At 73.7% G+C, this 15,461-nt stretch carries 11 protein-coding genes; 9 read left to right on the top strand and 2 right to left on the bottom strand.

The window, feature by feature from the left end; all coding sequences use genetic code 11:
• The first annotated feature begins 8 nt into the window (after positions 1-8).
• Both AB0H83_RS08665 and AB0H83_RS08660 read left to right on the top strand, forming a co-directional pair.
• Positions 9-884, top strand: coding sequence for an alpha/beta hydrolase (locus tag AB0H83_RS08665; protein ID WP_360089111.1), 876 nt, complete (start codon positions 9-11; stop codon positions 882-884).
• Between the two features lie 255 nt (positions 885-1,139).
• Positions 1,140-1,529 (top strand): hypothetical protein, encoded by a 390-nt coding sequence (locus AB0H83_RS08660; protein ID WP_360089108.1) that lies wholly within the window; start codon positions 1,140-1,142, stop codon positions 1,527-1,529.
• A gap of 288 nt (positions 1,530-1,817) precedes the next feature.
• Here AB0H83_RS08660 and AB0H83_RS08655 read toward each other — a convergent pair whose 3' ends face one another.
• Positions 1,818-2,213 carry a cupin domain-containing protein gene (locus AB0H83_RS08655; RefSeq protein WP_360089105.1) on the bottom strand — a complete coding sequence of 132 codons (396 nt, stop codon included), beginning with the start codon at positions 2,211-2,213 and terminating at the stop codon, positions 1,818-1,820.
• 278 nt (positions 2,214-2,491) lie between these two features.
• Between AB0H83_RS08655 and AB0H83_RS08650 the strand changes: the two genes are divergently transcribed.
• Together AB0H83_RS08650 and AB0H83_RS08645 are read left to right on the top strand one after the other, a co-directional pair.
• The gene (locus AB0H83_RS08650; protein ID WP_360089102.1) at positions 2,492-7,978 is read left to right on the top strand and encodes an AAA family ATPase; all 5,487 of its coding nucleotides are present in this window, start codon (positions 2,492-2,494) and stop codon (positions 7,976-7,978) included.
• Positions 7,979-8,111: 133 nt separating this feature from the next.
• Positions 8,112-8,561 carry a hypothetical protein gene (locus AB0H83_RS08645; RefSeq protein ID WP_360089099.1) on the top strand — a complete coding sequence of 150 codons (450 nt, stop codon included), beginning with the start codon at positions 8,112-8,114 and terminating at the stop codon, positions 8,559-8,561.
• Between the two features lie 115 nt (positions 8,562-8,676).
• On the opposite strand, the gene AB0H83_RS08640 is transcribed toward AB0H83_RS08645, so the two are convergent.
• Entirely contained in the window at positions 8,677-9,708 is a 1,032-nt protein-coding gene (locus AB0H83_RS08640; RefSeq protein ID WP_360089096.1) for a hypothetical protein, read from the bottom strand.
• A gap of 172 nt (positions 9,709-9,880) precedes the next feature.
• Here AB0H83_RS08640 and AB0H83_RS08635 point away from each other — a divergent pair, with 172 nt between their 5' ends.
• From AB0H83_RS08635 to AB0H83_RS08615, 5 genes are all read left to right on the top strand, one after another.
• Entirely contained in the window at positions 9,881-10,858 is a 978-nt protein-coding gene (locus tag AB0H83_RS08635) for a YihY/virulence factor BrkB family protein (RefSeq protein WP_360089093.1), read from the top strand.
• A 171-nt stretch (positions 10,859-11,029) separates the two neighbouring features.
• Positions 11,030-13,666: an ATP-binding protein gene (locus AB0H83_RS08630; RefSeq protein WP_360089090.1), complete on the top strand. Its 2,637-nt coding sequence runs from the start codon at positions 11,030-11,032 to the stop codon at positions 13,664-13,666.
• 124 nt (positions 13,667-13,790) lie between these two features.
• The gene (locus AB0H83_RS08625) at positions 13,791-14,510 is read left to right on the top strand and encodes a cyclic nucleotide-binding domain-containing protein (RefSeq protein WP_360089087.1); all 720 of its coding nucleotides are present in this window, start codon (positions 13,791-13,793) and stop codon (positions 14,508-14,510) included.
• 324 nt (positions 14,511-14,834) lie between these two features.
• Positions 14,835-15,158, top strand: coding sequence for a hypothetical protein (locus AB0H83_RS08620; protein ID WP_360089084.1), 324 nt, complete (start codon positions 14,835-14,837; stop codon positions 15,156-15,158).
• Between the two features lie 117 nt (positions 15,159-15,275).
• Positions 15,276-15,458 carry a hypothetical protein gene (locus AB0H83_RS08615; RefSeq protein ID WP_360089081.1) on the top strand — a complete coding sequence of 61 codons (183 nt, stop codon included), beginning with the start codon at positions 15,276-15,278 and terminating at the stop codon, positions 15,456-15,458.
• Positions 15,459-15,461 lie beyond the last annotated feature (3 nt).

The raw sequence follows: 15,461 nt of genomic DNA, 5'->3' as shown, positions 1-15,461 counted from the left end.
GGCACGACATGAAGGCGTTGCGCAGCACCCCGGCAGTGGCCTCGATCGCCACGGTCATGGCCGTGGCCAGCCTCGGTGTCATCGGCGCGAGCGGCCCCCCACCGCGGACCGCGGCGGCACCGGCGCCCACGGCCGCCACCGCACCCGCGGCCTGCGCCGCGAAACCGACGGTCGTTCTGGTCCACGGCGCGTGGGCGGGCACCTCCAGCTGGAACGGCGTGACCGAGCGGCTGCAGCGCGAGGGGTACGTGGTGCGCGCCTTCGCCAACCCGCTGCGCGGGGTCACCGGCGACGCCGCGGACCTGGCCGCGTTCCTCAAGACGATCGACGGTCCGATCGTGCTCGTCGGGCACTCCTACGGCGGCTCGGTCATCACCAACGCCGCCGCGAACAACCCGGCGGTGAAGCAACTGGTCTACGTCGACGCCGCCGCGCCCGCGATCGGCGAGACCACCGCCCAGCTCAGCGGCGCGACCTCCGCCCTCGGCGCGCAGCCCGCCGCCCTGTACGACCAGGTCCTGTACCCGGGCGCGCCGTCCGGCGACGCCGAGCTGTACCTGAAGCAGCCGGTGTTCCTGCAGTCGTTCGGCCAGGACCTGCCCAAGCCGGTCGCGACGACCCTGTGGGCGGGGCAACGGCCGGCGACGATGCGCGCGTTCACCACCCCCTCGAAGGCCGCGGCATGGCAGACGATCCCGTCCTGGTACGTCATCGGTACCGCCGACAAGATCATCACTCCGGAGTCGCAGCAGGCGATGGCCCGCCGCGCCAACGCGAAGGTCCTGCAGGTGCCGGGCGGCTCGCACCTCACCCTCGTCTCCCACCCGGCCCCGGTCACCGAGCAGATCCTGGCCGCCGCCCACGCCGTCTGCCCACCGTCCTGACCGCCCGCCGGTTCGCCGCCCGCGGGTGGGCGTCAGATCTCCGGACAGTTGCCGGACGCCTGGTCACGCATCGGCGGCATACGATTTTCCGGTATCCACACCGACCGCCCTGGCGGCCTTCGCCGCGCAGCTGCGCGACTGGCGGCGACTGGCGGGGGAGCCGTCGCTGCGCGAGCTGGAGCGGATCCCGCCGCGTACGCCGGCGCCACGGTCCTCGACGACGTCCACACCCTCATCAACGAGAGCGTCCTCGTCGTGGAGGGCCCCGGCGACGTGACCGTCATCGTCGACCGGGAGCGGCGCGCCACGATGGCCGGGCTGTGGCGGCAGATGCCGCCGAGGTTCGCGCTGGTGCCCTGGTACACCACGATGACCGGCCGGGTCCGGGTGTGGTGGCCCGACCAGCCGGCGCCGTGCGAGGTCACCGCCGGACGTCCCCGCTCACAGAACCAGGCGGGGGTGCACTTCCTGCTGTTCATCCGCGGCGGCGCCACGGTCACCGTCGACGCGATGGAGGACGGCTACGTCGTCGGCCTGCCGGAGCGCGACTGGCACGCGATGGGCGCGTCCCTGCGCTCGGGCACCCCGGCGGAGTGGACCTCGAGCGGCGGCACCCGCCTGCGGCTGGACTTCTCCGCCGGCTGAACCCACCCTTGGTACGTCAGGCGTCGGTGGTGGCGGCGGTGAACGTCGGGCCGGCCCAGAACGTGGTCATGTTCGTCATGGTGAGCACTCTGCCGGTACGCACTTGGTGAGCACTTGCGGTCGGCTTGCCGCCCCCCTCAAGCACCACCGCAAGCCGGCTTGCAAGCGCCGCAGTGTCCCAGCGTCGACCGTCCGGTCACCGAACGTGCGATCGCGGCCGCCCCGGCGCTCGGGGTGCTCGCCGCTGCCGGCGTGCCGGCCTGACCTGTCCTCACCCGTGACCGCGGCTCACAGCGCGCGGTACTCCTCGTCGGTGACGTGCTCGAGCCACTCGACGACCTGCCCGTCCCGCACGCCGGTGAGGGCGAGGTGGGTCATCGGGCCGTCGGGCCCGGCGCCGTGCCAGTGCTTGACGCCGGGCGGGCACCACACCACGTCGCCGGCGTGGAACTCCTCGACCGGGCCGCCCCACTGCTGGGTGCGGCCGGCGCCGTCGGTGACCACGAGCCGCTGCCCGCCGGGGTGGGTGTGCCAGGCGGTCCGGGCGCAGGGCGCGAAGGTGACGGCGGCGCCCGTGTACGGTGCGGCGTCCTCGGCGCCGAACAGCGGCTGGATCGTCACGTCGCCGGTGAAGGACTCGGCAGGGCCCGGAGTGGACGGCTGTGCGCCACTACGAGTGATCATCGTTTCGGCTCCTCTATCGGGCGGCGTTCGTCCGAGGCCCTGTACCCACCGGAGGCCCGTTCGAGCGGCCCGTTCGAGCGGCCCGTTCGAGCGGCGTGGCCAGGCGGAACGCCTTACCCGAGTCGATCCGCCGGTCTCCACGACGCCGACGTACGGATGGCCACCGGCAACGCCGGCAACACCGGCAACGGTGGTCTGGCCCACCCGCGGGGGTGCTCGCCGCTGCGGGCAAATGGGTGTAAGCAGGGGCATAGACCTACCGGAACCGGAGGTGCCGGATGGGACCGGGCGGCGGCCTGGCGGAGCGGAAGCTGGCGTGGTGGGGCCTGCCGGCGCAGGTCGGCACCCTGCACGAGAGCGAACGCGCGCGGGTGAGCCGGGTGCCCGTGGCCGGGGGCGGCACGGTCATCCGCAAGGAGCCGCTGGGCCCGGATGCGCAGCGGCGGGTGCAGCACGAGGTGGCGATCCTCGAGCGGCTGCGCGGTGTCGAAGGGGTCGCGCAGCTGGTGGATGCACCGAAGCTGCCGGGGTCGATCGTGATGGCGGACGTGGGCGGCGAGAGCCTGGCCGGGGCGGCGAAGCCGCTGGCGGTCGACGACCTGATCGAGCTGGCGGTGGCGTTGACCCGGGCGGTGGCGGGGATGCACCGGCGGGGCGTGCTGCACCGGGACATCGCGCCGACGAACATCGTGGTCGACTGCACCGGCGCGCCGTGCCTGGTGGACTTCGACCTGGCCTCGTTCCTGGCCGAGCTGCGACCGCGGTTCACGCACCACACCGAGATCGTGGGGACGCTGCCGTACGTGGCGCCGGAGCAGACCGGGCGCACCGGCCGGTCGGTCGACCACCGGGCCGACCTGTACTCGCTCGGCGCGACCCTGTACGAGCTGGCCACGGGTGCGCCACCGTTCGGTGCCGGCGATCCGTTGCGCCTCACGCACGACCATCTGGCCCGGGTGCCGGCGCCGCCGCCGGGGCCCCTGTCCGGGATCATCATGCACCTGCTGGAGAAGGAGCCGGACAACCGGTACCAGACCGCCGAGGGCTTGCTCAACGACCTGCAGCGGTTGCGTGACAGCGGCCCGAGGGCCGCGACCGGGCTGCGGGTCGGCGAGCACGACGTCCCGCTGCGGCTGCTGCCACCGTCGCGGTTGGTGGGACGCGACGCGGAGGTGGCCGTGCTGGCCGAGGCGTTCGAGGAGGCGCTGGCCGGCCGGTGCCGCGGCGTGCTGGTCGGCGGGGCGTCCGGGGTGGGCAAGACGGCGCTGGTCAATGAGCTGCGGCCGGTGGTGACCGGCGGCGACGGCTGGTTCGTGACGGGCAAGTTCGACCAGTACCGGCGGGATCTGGAGTGCGACGCGGTCCGCCAGGTGTTCCGCGCGTTGGGCCGGTTGTTGCTGGCCGAGCCGGAGGACGAGCTCGCGCAGGTCCGTGAACGGGTGCTGGCGGCGGTCCAGCCGAACGCGGGCCTGCTGGCCGCGGTGGCACCTGAGTTCGCGGCGTTGCTGGGGGTGCCGCCCGATCCGGGGGATCCGCTGAGTGCGCACGTACGGGCGCAGCGGGTGACGGTGGATGCGTTGCGCGCGGTCGCCTCGCGGAAACGGCCCGTCGTGGTGTTCATCGATGACCTGCAATGGGCGGGACCGTCGCCGCTGGGCGCCGTCGACATGCTGCTGAACGAGGAGCCGATCGACGGCCTGTTGCTGGTGTGCGCGTACCGCGACGCCGACATGGACGCGGCCCGTTCGCTCGCGGAGCCGCTGGCCCAGTGGCGAGGGCTGCCGGGAGTGCGGCACCTGCGACTGGTCAACCTGCCGCTGTCCGGCACGGTCACGATGGTCGCCGAGATGCTGCACGTGGACCCGGCCAGGGCGGCGGGCCTGGGCCAGCTGATCCACCCGTACACGTCCGGCAACCCGTACGAGACGGTGGAGCTGCTCAACGCGCTGCGCCGCGACGGGGTGCTGACCGTCACGGCCGCCGGGTGGCAGTGGGACGCGGCGGCCGTGCGCGCGCACCTGGGCCGGTCCGAGGTCGGCGGGCTGCTCGCAGCGCGGGTGGACGCGCTGCCGCCGGCGTCCCGGCGGCTGGTGGAGGCGATGGCGTGCCTGGGCGGCCGGGCCGAGCTCTGGGTGCTGCGGACGGCGACCGGCGTGCCGGAGGACATGATGGAGCAGCGGCTGGCGCCCGCCCTCGACGACGGCCCGCTGGTACTGGAGCCCGGGGCACAGCCGACGGTGCGGTTCCGCCACGACCGGATCCACGAGGTGGTGCTGGCCGGGCTGGGTCCGCGGCGGCGACGCTCGGTGCAACTGGCGATGGCGCGGCGGCTGGCGGCCGTCGCGGAGCTGTTCGCGGTCGCGGCGGAGCAGTACCTGCCGGTGGTCGACGCGGTCGGCGACCCCGCGGAGCGGCGCCGGGTGGTGGACCTGCTGCGCCGGTCCGCCGGCCAGGCGGTGGCGATCGGGGACCATGCGCTGGCGAACGCGCTGCTGAGCGGGGCGCTGCGGCTGGTCGACCCGGGTGACACCGCCACGCTCGTCGAGGTGCGGATCGGCCGCCACGCCGCGCTGTACGGCCTGGGGCGCCTGGAGGAGGCGGACGAGGAGTACCGCGCGATCGTGGACCTGACCACGGGCGTCATGGACCGTGCCGGCGCGACCTGCGTGCAGGTCCGCAGCCTGACCCACCGCAGCCGGCTCGCGGAGGCGATCGACCTCGGCCTCGGCTCGCTGCGCGAGCTCGGCGTCACCGTCCCGGCGGCGGACCCGCTCGCGGCCGGCCTCGACGATCTGTACCGGTGGCTGGATCGCACCGGCGACGCTGACGAGCTGGCCCGACCGGAGTTCACCGACCCGGCGCTGCTCGCCGCGGCCCACCTGCTGACCGCGGTGCTGACGGCGGCCTACCTCGCCGCGCACTACGACACGTACAGCCGGCTGAGCCTGGAGGCGCTGCGGATGTGGCTCGAGCACGGCCCCGCCCCCACCCTCGTCGGCCCGGTCGGCGCCGCCGCCACCGTGGCAGTGCTGCGCGGGGACTACGCCACCGCATACCGGGTGCTGCGGCGGGTGCTGGCGCTGGGCGAGTTCCACGGCTACGAGCCCGGCACCTCACAAGTGCGCTTCCTGTCCGCACTCCGGTCCTGCTGGTTCGAGCCGCTCGAGAACACCGTCGAGGCCGGCCGGCAGGCCCGGGAGGGGCTCGTCGCGGGCGGCGACCTGACCCACGGCGCATTCACCTACTACGCGACCGTCGTGGGGCTGCTGGACAGCGCGCCGTTGCTGGACAGCTGCGCCGCCGAGGTGGAGGCCGGGCTGGCCTTCATGCGGCGCACCGGCAGCGAGCAGTCCGGCCGATGGCTGGACACGTACCGGTGGCTGGCCGACGTGCTGCGCGGCGAGTGCTCCCCGGCGTCCCCCGAGGGAGCGCCGCAGCGGTACGCCGACGACCCGCTGGCGCTGTTCCACGCGCACGTCAACCGGGCGCTCGCCGCCGCCGTCCTCGGCGATCCGGTCGGCCTCGCGCAGCACACCGCGGCGGCGATGCCGCTGCTGCCGGCCGCCCCGGGCCTCTACCCGACCGCGCTGGCCCATCTGCTGCGCGGGCTGACCCTCGCCGACCAGGTCCGGAACAGCCGCGGTGAGGACCGCGGCGGGCTGCTGTCGGAACTGGACGAGGTGACCCGGTGGCTGGCCGACCGTGCCGCGGATGCGCCGGCGAACTTCCTGCATCTGCTGCGGCTGGTCGAGGCCGAGCGGGCGTGGGCGGTCGGCGACTTCCACGCCGCCGTCCTCGCCTTCGACGCCGCCCGGTACGAGGCGATGCAGCGCGCCCGCCCGTGGCACGAGGCGCTGATCGCCGAGCATGCGGCGCGCTTCTGCCTGGCCCGCGGCGTCGAGCATGCCGGCCGGCGCCTGCTGCTCGACGCGCGCCAGCGGTACCTCGCGTGGGGCGCGACCGCGAAGGTCCACCAACTCGACTGGGCCTACCCGACCCTGCGGCCGCCACCCGACCAGCCCAGCGGCTCGCACATCGGGCAGTCCTCAGTCACGACGGGGACGATCGACCTGCTCGGCATCCTGTCCGCGTCGCAGGCGCTGAGCTCGCAGACCAGCGTCGAGGGGCTGCACGCCGAGCTGGTCCGGGTGCTCGGTGCGATCACCGGCGCCACCCAGGTACAGCTGGTGCTGTGGAGCGACGACCGGCAGCACTGGCTGCTGCTGGCACCGGGCGGCAGCGGCACCGACACGGTCCGCGTCACCGGCCACGAACGCGCGGCGCCGCTGTCCGTGCTGCGGTACGTCCAGCGGTCGCGCGAGCCGCTGGTCGTGGGCGACGCCACCCGCGACGACCGGTTCGCCCGCGACCCGTACCTCGCCGACCTCGGCTGCTGCTCGCTGCTGGCCGTGCCGATCGTCAACCGCGGCACGCTGAAGGCGGTGCTGCTGCTGGAGAACCGCCTCATCCGCGGCGCCTTCAGCCCCGAGCGACTCGACGCCGTCAAGCTCATCGCCGGCCAGCTCGCCGTCTCTCTCGACAACGCCCGCCTCTACGCCGACTTCCGGCGGATCGCCAACGAGCAGGCGGCGCTGCGGCGGGTGGCGACGCTGGTCGCCCGCGGCGCCGGTCCTGACCCTGTCTTCGCCGCGGTGGCGGACGAGGTCGGCGCGCTCTTCGACGCCGAAAGCACGGCCATCGTACGGTTCGAGCCGGACGGTGCCGCGACGGTGATGGGAGGATTCGGCGCCGGGCACACATCGGCCTCGACGACCGGCCCACGGCGTGGCGCCGCCGAAGTCGGCGCGCGGACCGTCCTCGACCCCCGCTCGGCCATGGCGACGGTCCAGGCCACCGGCCGCGCCGCGCGCTGCCACCCGGCGTCCGGCCCGGCCCCGACCGAACACCAGTCGGTGATCGCCAGCCCGATCCTGGTCGAGGGCCGCCTCTGGGGTGCCGTCGCCGCCACCGCCCGCCGCGATCAGCTGGGTGAGGACGCCGAGCAGCGACTGGCCGGCTTCACCGAACTCGCCGCCACCGCCATCGCCAACGCCGAGAGCCGGGCCGAGGTCACGACCTCCAGGGCGCGGATCGTCGCCACCGCCGACCAGACGCGCCGGCGCATCGAACGGGACCTGCACGACGGTGCCCAGCAACGGCTGGTCGCGCTGGCGCTGCAACTGCGCGCCGCGCAGGCCGACGTGCCACCGGAGCTCGACGCGCTCGGCCAGCAGCTCGACCAGGCCGTCGCCCTGGCCACCTGCGCCGTGGACGAGATCCGCGAGATCGCCCACGGCATCCACCCGGGGATCCTCACCGAGGGCGGACTCGGTCCGGCCCTGCGCGGGCTCGCCCGCCGCTCACCGATCCCGGTCGAGCTCGGCATCCGCAACGTGGGGCGGCTGCCGGAGCAGATCGAGGTCAGCACGTACTACATCGTCGCCGAGGCACTGACCAACGCCGCGAAACACGCGCGCGCCTCGAGCGTCGCGGTCACCGTGGACATCGCCGGCAGCGTCCTGCGCGTCACGGTCCGCGACGACGGCGCCGGCGGAGCCGACTTCACCCGCGGCACCGGCCTGCTCGGCCTCAAGGACCGCGTCGAGGCGCTCGGCGGCTGCATCACCCTGGACAGCCCGCACGGCGAGGGCACGCGGCTGGCCGTCGAGATCCCCGCGGCGCGGGAGCCGGGAGAGCAGCCGGCGTCCGGGCCCGCCGGCTCAGGCCCGGTTCCGGGTGCGGACCGTGAGCGTCGTCGTTGCTGAGCCGCCCTCGCTCAGCACCAGCATCGACCGGCCTGATCCGGGCCCGGGTGGCGCTCGTGCGTGGCAGTTGCCGCACGGCTGATCTCCGGTTACTCTCTACGCCGTAAAGAGTAAATGACCCGAGGGAGTGACGTTGTCCGAGCAGAGCCCGATCACCAGCGCCGCCTACACGCCCGCCGACCAGGACGTCACGCGGCTGCTGGACTGGTTCGCCGCCTACGACGCGCTCGCCGAGCGCGGTGACGTCGAGGGCATGGCCGACGTGGCGCTGTTCCCGCTGACGGTGACGACGAACGACTCGGCCGGCGAGTGCGTGGCCCAGCAGTGGGACCGCGACACGTTCGTGCAGGCGATGGGCATGGCGGTCAGCGAGCCGCGGCCACGGCTGGACAACCACCGCCGGCCGGTGTTCCTCAACGCCGACCTGGCCGTCGTCGTCACCGACAGCACGGTCACCACCGGCGAGCAGGTGCAGCACATGCGGTATGTCGACGTGATGGCGAAGACGGGCGGCGAGTGGCGCTTCACCAGCATGATCCAGGCCGGCTGGGGCGACATGCTGCGCGGGGCGCCGGCCGCCTGACCGGCGCTGCTGACCCGGCGCCGGGCTCTACCGCGCGGCGCCGGGTCTCGCCGGGCTGCACAGCTTGCGCCGGGCCTCATCTGGCTGCACGGCTTGCGCCGGTCCCCGCCGGGCTTCACCGCGCGGCGCCGGGTGTGCGGTGCAGCTCGACCGTCAGCACGGCGAGCAGCAGCACGGACAGGCCGAGCCCGACGGTCGCGTCGAACTGCAGGGCGGTGAACTTGAACACCTGACCGGCGAGCAGGTCGACCAGCACCGAGGCGCGCAGCAGCCGTAGCGCCCGGTGCCGGTCGGCGCGCAACAGGAACCCGGCGCGCACGGCCAGGGCGGCGGCGACGGCCGCGGCGGCCACCATGGCGAGGCTGGCGCCGAGCTCCCGGGTCGCCCGCAGGTCGCCGGCGAGCGCCTCGATCGGAGCGCCGACCAGCGGCGGCACCTGCAGCACGTACACGCCGGCGACCGCGACCGCGGCGACCGGGCGGGTCACCAGGCGGCGGGCCAGTGCGGCGAGCGCCCGGCGGCGGGCCGCCCACGGGCTGTCGCGGTGCGGCAGGGCCTCGACCAGCGCCACGACCGCGTCGTCCACCGCCCGCCGACCCGTCCCCGGGTCCGCTGCCGGGTCCGCGGTCCCCGGGTCTGCCGGCGGCCCGTTCGCCAGGCGGAGCGCCGCGGCGCGTTGTTCGGCGGTCAGGCCCGTACCGACGCCGTCAATGGCGATCCGCAACGCCTCCGCGGTGCGTTCGTCCTGGGTGCGGTGCCCCGGCGCGCGCAGCCGCACGACGATGACGACCAGCACCGCGAACGTCAGGTAGATGATGCCCGCGGCGGGAGGGTAGAAGTAGTCGGTGCGTTCGGTGACGAACTTGCCGACCTCGTCGATGAACAGCCCGAACCCGGCGCCGCCGAGCGCCGCCGCGGTCACCCGCGCCGGCCGGCCGTGGAACGCCAGCGTGGTGCCGAGCGCGACGGCGAGCAGCAGCCCGCCCCACAGCACGTGGGCGATGTGCAGCCCGCCGCCGCCGAGCTTCGGGTAGCCTGCCGTGGCCAGGAACCACCGGGTCAGCAGGACGGTGGCGATCCCCGACCCGGCCATGACCCACAGGTCGGCCCGGGAGCTGCCGGACCTGGCCGGCGTCCTTACCGCCATCTCGCCACCATCCTGGTCGTGAGCCGCCGAGGGCGAAGCTGTGCATCGCCCCAGCCTCGCCCTCGGCGGCACCGAGGCACATCCGGTGCCGTCCCGGACCCGACCCTGAGACCGCTCGCGGACCCCCGCGGCGGCGGCGCGTGATGCCGGGGCGACGGGGTAGGGGGCCGCGGTGGTCGCGTGGTTGGACCGTTACCAGCGCCGGCACGCCTGGCTGGGATTCCCGCTCGCGGTGGTCTACAAGTTCGTCGACGACCGCGGTCCGTATCTCGCCTCGATGGTGACCTACTACGGCTTCATCTCGCTGTTCCCGCTGACCCTGCTGTTCCTCACCGCGCTGGGCTTCGTCCTGGAGGCCAACCCCGGCCTGCACGAGCAACTGGTGCAGTCGGCGGTGGGGGATGTGCCGGCCATCGGACCGGAGTTGGAGCGCAACGTCAGTGGGTTGCGCGGCAGCGGTACGCGGCTGGTGCTCAGCATCATCGGCGCGTTGTACGGCGGGCTCGGCGCCATGCAGGCCGCGCAGGCCGGGTTCAACCACATCTACGGCATCCCGCGCAACGAACAGCCCAATCCGATCCGGTCCAGGCTGCGCAGCCTCGGGCTCTTGCTGATGCTCGGCAGCGCGGTGCTGCTGTCGGCCGCGGCGACGGCGTTCGTGGCTTTCACCCACGACCTCACCGGCCGGTCCGGCCCCGGCCTGCAACTGCTCGGGTACCTGCTCACGTTCGTCATCAATGCCGCCCTGTTCACCGCGGCGATGCAGCTGCTGACCGCCCGGACGCTGCGGCTGCGCCAGGTCATCGCCGGCGGGTTGATCGCCGCGGCCTTCTGGATGGTCCTGCAGACGGCCGGCGCCCGGTACGTCGGCACCCGGCTCAGCCACGCGAGCGCGCTCTACGGCACGTTCGGGCTCGTGCTCGCCGCGCTCGCCTGGATCTACCTGCAGGCGCTCGTACTGATGCTGTGCGCCGAGCTCAACATGATCGCGACCTACCGGCTGTGGCCACGGGCGCTGCTCGCCCCGTTCACCGACGCCGCCGACCTGACCGAGGCCGACCGGCGGATCTACACGGCGTTCGCAGCCGGGCAGCGGTTCAAAGGCTTCGAAACGGTACGGGTCGACTTCGGCCAACCGCCGAAACCGTAGCCGGCGGCCGTATGCCCGGGACGCGGCTGATTTGGGCGTGCCGGGCGGGTCGTCGGCGTACCGTCAGAGAGGGTCACTCGTCCGCGGTGCGGACAGGCGCCTGCTGTGCGTCTGCCGTGGTCCCACCGGTCAGCGGCGGTCGGCGTGGCGTGCCGGGAAGGTGGCCTGCACATGAGCATGCGAAAGCCCGGCACGGCAGCGGCGCCCGGCGGACCGCTGGGGCGCGAGCGGCGGCGGTGGCCGTTGCGGTCGTACCTGATCGGGCTGCTGGTGCTGTTCGTGGCAACCGCCGGGGCCGGCATCTATGCGGGCTGGGTGCAGGCGCGCCGCGACGCCGTGTCCGCCGCGCGGGCCGACGCGGCGGTGGGCGCGAACCTGGCCGCCCGGCAGATCGGCGAAAGCCTGGCGGTCATGCGCGGCACGGTCGAGTCCGTCGCGTCCAGCCCGGGCGCGGCCCAGGTGTTCGCCGACCCGGCCGCCTGCCGGCTGGCGTTCTCCCTCGGCGGCGCCGACGACGGGCACCTGGACGTGCTGCGTCCCGACGGTACCGTCGCCTGCTCGTCCAGACCGCTGGCCGGCGGCGAGCGCGCGGACGTCTACGCCGCGGCTGCCTGGCTACCCGGCGCGGTGCGCGCGTCGCAGGCCCTGGCGCCGGTCCGCGACGAGCGCACAGGACGGCCCGCGTTCCTGGTCACCGCCGTGATCCCGGGGCTGGGGCTGGTGGCCGCGTTCGTCGACCTGACCGCCCTCGGCGCGGCGGCGGGCAAGCTCTTCGGCGGGGCCCGCCACCTCGAGTTCCTGATCACCACCGCGGACTCCGCGACCGTGCTGACGCGGTGGCCCGACGGGCTGCGATGGGCGGGTACCCCGGTCCGCGACACCCGCCTCCGGGTGGCCGGTGCCGGCACCGACGTGACCGGGCTGCCCCGCCTCTACGGGCGCGCGGCCGTCGAGGGCGCAGGCTGGCAGGTCCTCGCCGGCGCGGACCGCTCGGCCGCGCTGGCCGCCGCCGACCGGCTCGCCCGCCGCCAGGCCCTGATCGTGGCGCTCGGCCTGCTCGCGGGGCTGCTGGCCACGATGGTCGTGCAGCGTCGCGTCACCGCCCCGATCGGCCGGCTGCGCGCCGCGGTCCACACCGCCACCGCATCCGGCAACCTGGACACGACCGTCGCGGTCGCCGGGCCGCGGGAGGTCGCCGAGCTCGGTGAGGAGTTCACCGGGCTGCTCGCCACCGTCGGCCGGGAGCTGCAGGAACGTCGCCGCGCGGAGGACGCCGCCCGGGAGCACGAGCGCAACTACCGGCAGATGTTCGACGCCAGCCCGAACCCGGTCGTGCTGTTCGACGCCGACACCCTGGACATCGTCGCCGCCAACCCCGCCGCCGCGGCGTACTACGACCGGCCCGGCGACACGCTGCTCACCATGGCCTACACCGAGCTGCTCGCGCCGGAGGAGAACGGCGGGGCGGCCGCCTGGGAAGCGCCGGCCGGGCCCGTCGAACGCGACCGGCCGCAGCGCCACATCAAGGCCGACGGCACGATCACCGAGGTGAGCGTCACCATGTACCTGACGTCCTTCGCCGGCCGGAAGGTCCGCTGCGCCGTCATCACCGACGTCACCGAACGCGAACACCTGCAACGACGGCTGCGCCAGTCGGACCGGCTGGAAAGCCTCGGCCAGCTCGCGGCCGGCATTGCGCACGACTTCAACAACCTTCTTGGCATCATCAACGGCTACGCCGCCATGGCCGCCGCCGACCTCGCGCCGGTCGCCGCGGCGAACCCGGCCCTGCGGACCCTGCACGCCGACCTCACCGAGGTCGTCGCCGCCGGAGACCGCGCGACCGCCCTCACCCGGCAACTGCTGTCCTTCGCCCGTGCCGACCCGGCACCCGAAACCCGTACCCTGGACCTCAACACCGTCATCGCCGACCTCGACACGCTGCTGCGCCGCGCCCTCGGCGAAGACATCACCCTCGTCGCGGACCTCGCGAAACGGCCATGGCCGATCCGCGCTGACCCCGGCCGCCTCGAGCAGGTCCTGGTCAACCTGGCGGTCAACGCCCGTGACGCCATGCCCGGCGGCGGCACCCTCACCATCGAGACCGCACCGGTCACCGTCGACGAGCACTACACCGCCCAGCACCCCGGCGTCCGCACCGGCCGCTACATGCGGCTACGGGTCAGCGACACCGGCACCGGCATGAGCAAGGCGACCCTGGAGCGGGCCTTCGAACCGTTCTTCACCACCAAACCCAAAGGCCACGGTACCGGCCTCGGCCTGGCCACCATCTACGGCATCATCACCCAGGCCGGCGGCCACGCCCAGATCTACTCCGAGCTCGGCCACGGCACTACCGTCACCGCACTGCTGCCCGCCACCGACGACCACGCCGAACCGGACACCACACCCGCGGCGGAGCGCCGGCCGGGCGCCGGCGAGACGATCCTGCTCGTCGAGGACGACGACAGCCTGCGCGCCGTCACCGGGCGCATCCTGCAGCAGGCCGGCTACACCGTCCTGTCCGCCGCCACGGTCGCCGCCGCCCGGGACCTCGCGGCGGCCCACCCCGGGATCGCGCTGCTGCTCACCGACGTGATCCTGCCCGACACGCACGGTCCCGCGCTCGCCGCCGCCCACCCCGGGCTCCCGGTTGTCTACCTGTCCGGGTACACCGAGACGATCCTGGCCACCCGCAGCACCATCCCGGCGGGCGCGACCCTGCTCACCAAACCGGTCAGCGCCCACCAGCTCCTGCACACCGTCGCCCGGGTCCTCGACCACGCGACCAGCCCGCAGCCGCACTGATCCGCAGACCCTCACGGCTGGCTATTGGAAGAACGGCAGCGTTCATTCAAATGGGTTGACGCCCGGCGCCCGCGGTCCGATGATTCGCTGAACACCGCTGTACAGCCATATCAGGAGGCTGCGCGTGACGAACTTCTGGGCCGAGCTGACCGCGACCGAGCGGCAGGCGTTCACCGGCGGCAGCTTCCGGCGGCGGTGGCGCCGCGGTGCACCGCTGTGCTGCCAGGGCGACCCACCGGACTGGGTAGCGGCGCTGCACGCCGGGCACGTGAAGGTGTCCGCGTCCACGCCGGACAGGGCGGACGTCGTGCTCGGCGTCTGCGGGCCAGGGGCCCTCATCGGCGACGTGTCGGCCCTCGACGGGCAGCCGAGGTCGGCGACGGTCGAGGCGCTCGAGGACGTCGAGGCAGACTTCGAGGTGTACGCCCGCGGCGTCTACGTCCCTGGGGTGGGAAACTCCGCCCAGTACACCTACCTGCAACCGTCACTGAACCCGGGCCAGTCGCAGATGCACCGCTACTGGATCACGCTGGGCACGTCCAGGCCGAGGGCTGGTCGACGACCGTCGACCCGCGGCACGTCATCGACGAGTGGGACGAGTACGACAACAGCTGCCGACCCCACTGGAACCAGACCTGACCGTCGCACGGGCAGCGGCGCGGGCCCGCCCCGCGCCGCAACGGCGGTGCCGGTTCCTCCAGGCCACCAGAGCGGTCCTGGACGTCGACGAGTACGACATGACATGACAATCCTGGGTCTGTCGTTGAGTGCGGTGCGGCGCTGTATCCGGCAGATCCCGAAGGACGTCTGGAGCGTGGGCTACCAACTCTGCTCGATCGCTTGATTGCCGGTCAGGAGAGCGACGATTAGGCGTATCGGAGGGCTGCTGAGCTGTTCCGGCTGCTGGAACTTCCTCGCTATTTCGTCCTTGGTCAATGCCGCTTCCGCATCAGCGCGTGCACGCAGTCTGGATCACGGGTACAACCCGGTGGATCGCTGGAACCCGGTGGATCCCTGTTCGCCGGCGAACAGGGATCCACCGGGTTGTGCTGACCGGTCGCGCTCGTGCCACAACCAACGCGGTTCGGCTTCCGTCGACAGCACGGGCCGGACTCGTCCCCGGCGCCCGCGAGTACGACCCGATGCTCGGATCGCCACCGTGGTCTGCATGATCGACGCCGCCGGCGTCTGCGGCGCGGCCGGATTCTGGATCAACGCGGGAGACCGGCTGCTGGACTTCCACGCGAAGGTCAAAGCCGGTGAGTCGAGCACCGCCTCGTTCGACGACCGGGTCCAGCTCGGTGGCGCCATCGCCTTCGACCGCCTCTCCATGCGCATCCCGGCCCTGCGGGTCACCCGCAACGACCCGTTGACCGGTCGGCGTCCGGGTCAGGTGAGGTGGAGGAAGAAGTCACGGATGTCCTGGGCGAGCAGTTCCGGCACCCCATCGCGGCGAAGTGGCCGCCGCGGTCGAAGTCCGACCAGTGCGTGATGTCGTACAACCGCTCGGCCAGCTGCCGCACCGGCTGCGTGATGTCGTGCGGGAGCACCGCCACGCCCACGGGCACCGGGCACGGCTCGGTCCGCCGGGGCGTCTCGCGGGACAGCCGTGCCGAGGAGGCCGCGGTGGCGGTCAGCCGCGGGCCGGCGGCAACTGCGGCGGCTGGAGAAGCGGCTGGCCGAGACCCAGGACGAGCTGCTGGCTCCGCTGTCACCCGAGGAGCGGCAGCGGTTCACCGAGCTGCTGGCCAGGCTGCTGGATCACCACAGCCGGCGTACCGGCTCGAGCTGACAC

Origin of the sequence: Dactylosporangium sp. NPDC050688, assembly GCF_040654515.1 — a bacterium.
Taxonomy (GTDB): domain Bacteria; phylum Actinomycetota; class Actinomycetes; order Mycobacteriales; family Micromonosporaceae; genus Dactylosporangium.
Note: the sequence above shows the minus strand (reverse complement) of the source record. Positions and strands in the feature narration are given on the sequence as shown.

Excerpts from the sequence above, each read along its gene's own strand:
- AB0H83_RS08665 (WP_360089111.1), top strand. The coding sequence starts at position 9 with ATGAAGGCGTTGCGCAGCACCCCGGCAGTGGCCTCGATCGCCACGGTC.
- AB0H83_RS08640 (WP_360089096.1), bottom strand. The coding sequence starts at position 9,708 with ATGGCGGTAAGGACGCCGGCCAGGTCCGGCAGCTCCCGGGCCGACCTG.
- AB0H83_RS08650 (WP_360089102.1), top strand. The coding sequence starts at position 2,492 with ATGGGACCGGGCGGCGGCCTGGCGGAGCGGAAGCTGGCGTGGTGGGGC.
- AB0H83_RS08620 (WP_360089084.1), top strand. The coding sequence starts at position 14,835 with ATGATCGACGCCGCCGGCGTCTGCGGCGCGGCCGGATTCTGGATCAAC.
- AB0H83_RS08630 (WP_360089090.1), top strand. The coding sequence starts at position 11,030 with ATGAGCATGCGAAAGCCCGGCACGGCAGCGGCGCCCGGCGGACCGCTG.
- AB0H83_RS08655 (WP_360089105.1), bottom strand. The coding sequence starts at position 2,213 with ATGATCACTCGTAGTGGCGCACAGCCGTCCACTCCGGGCCCTGCCGAG.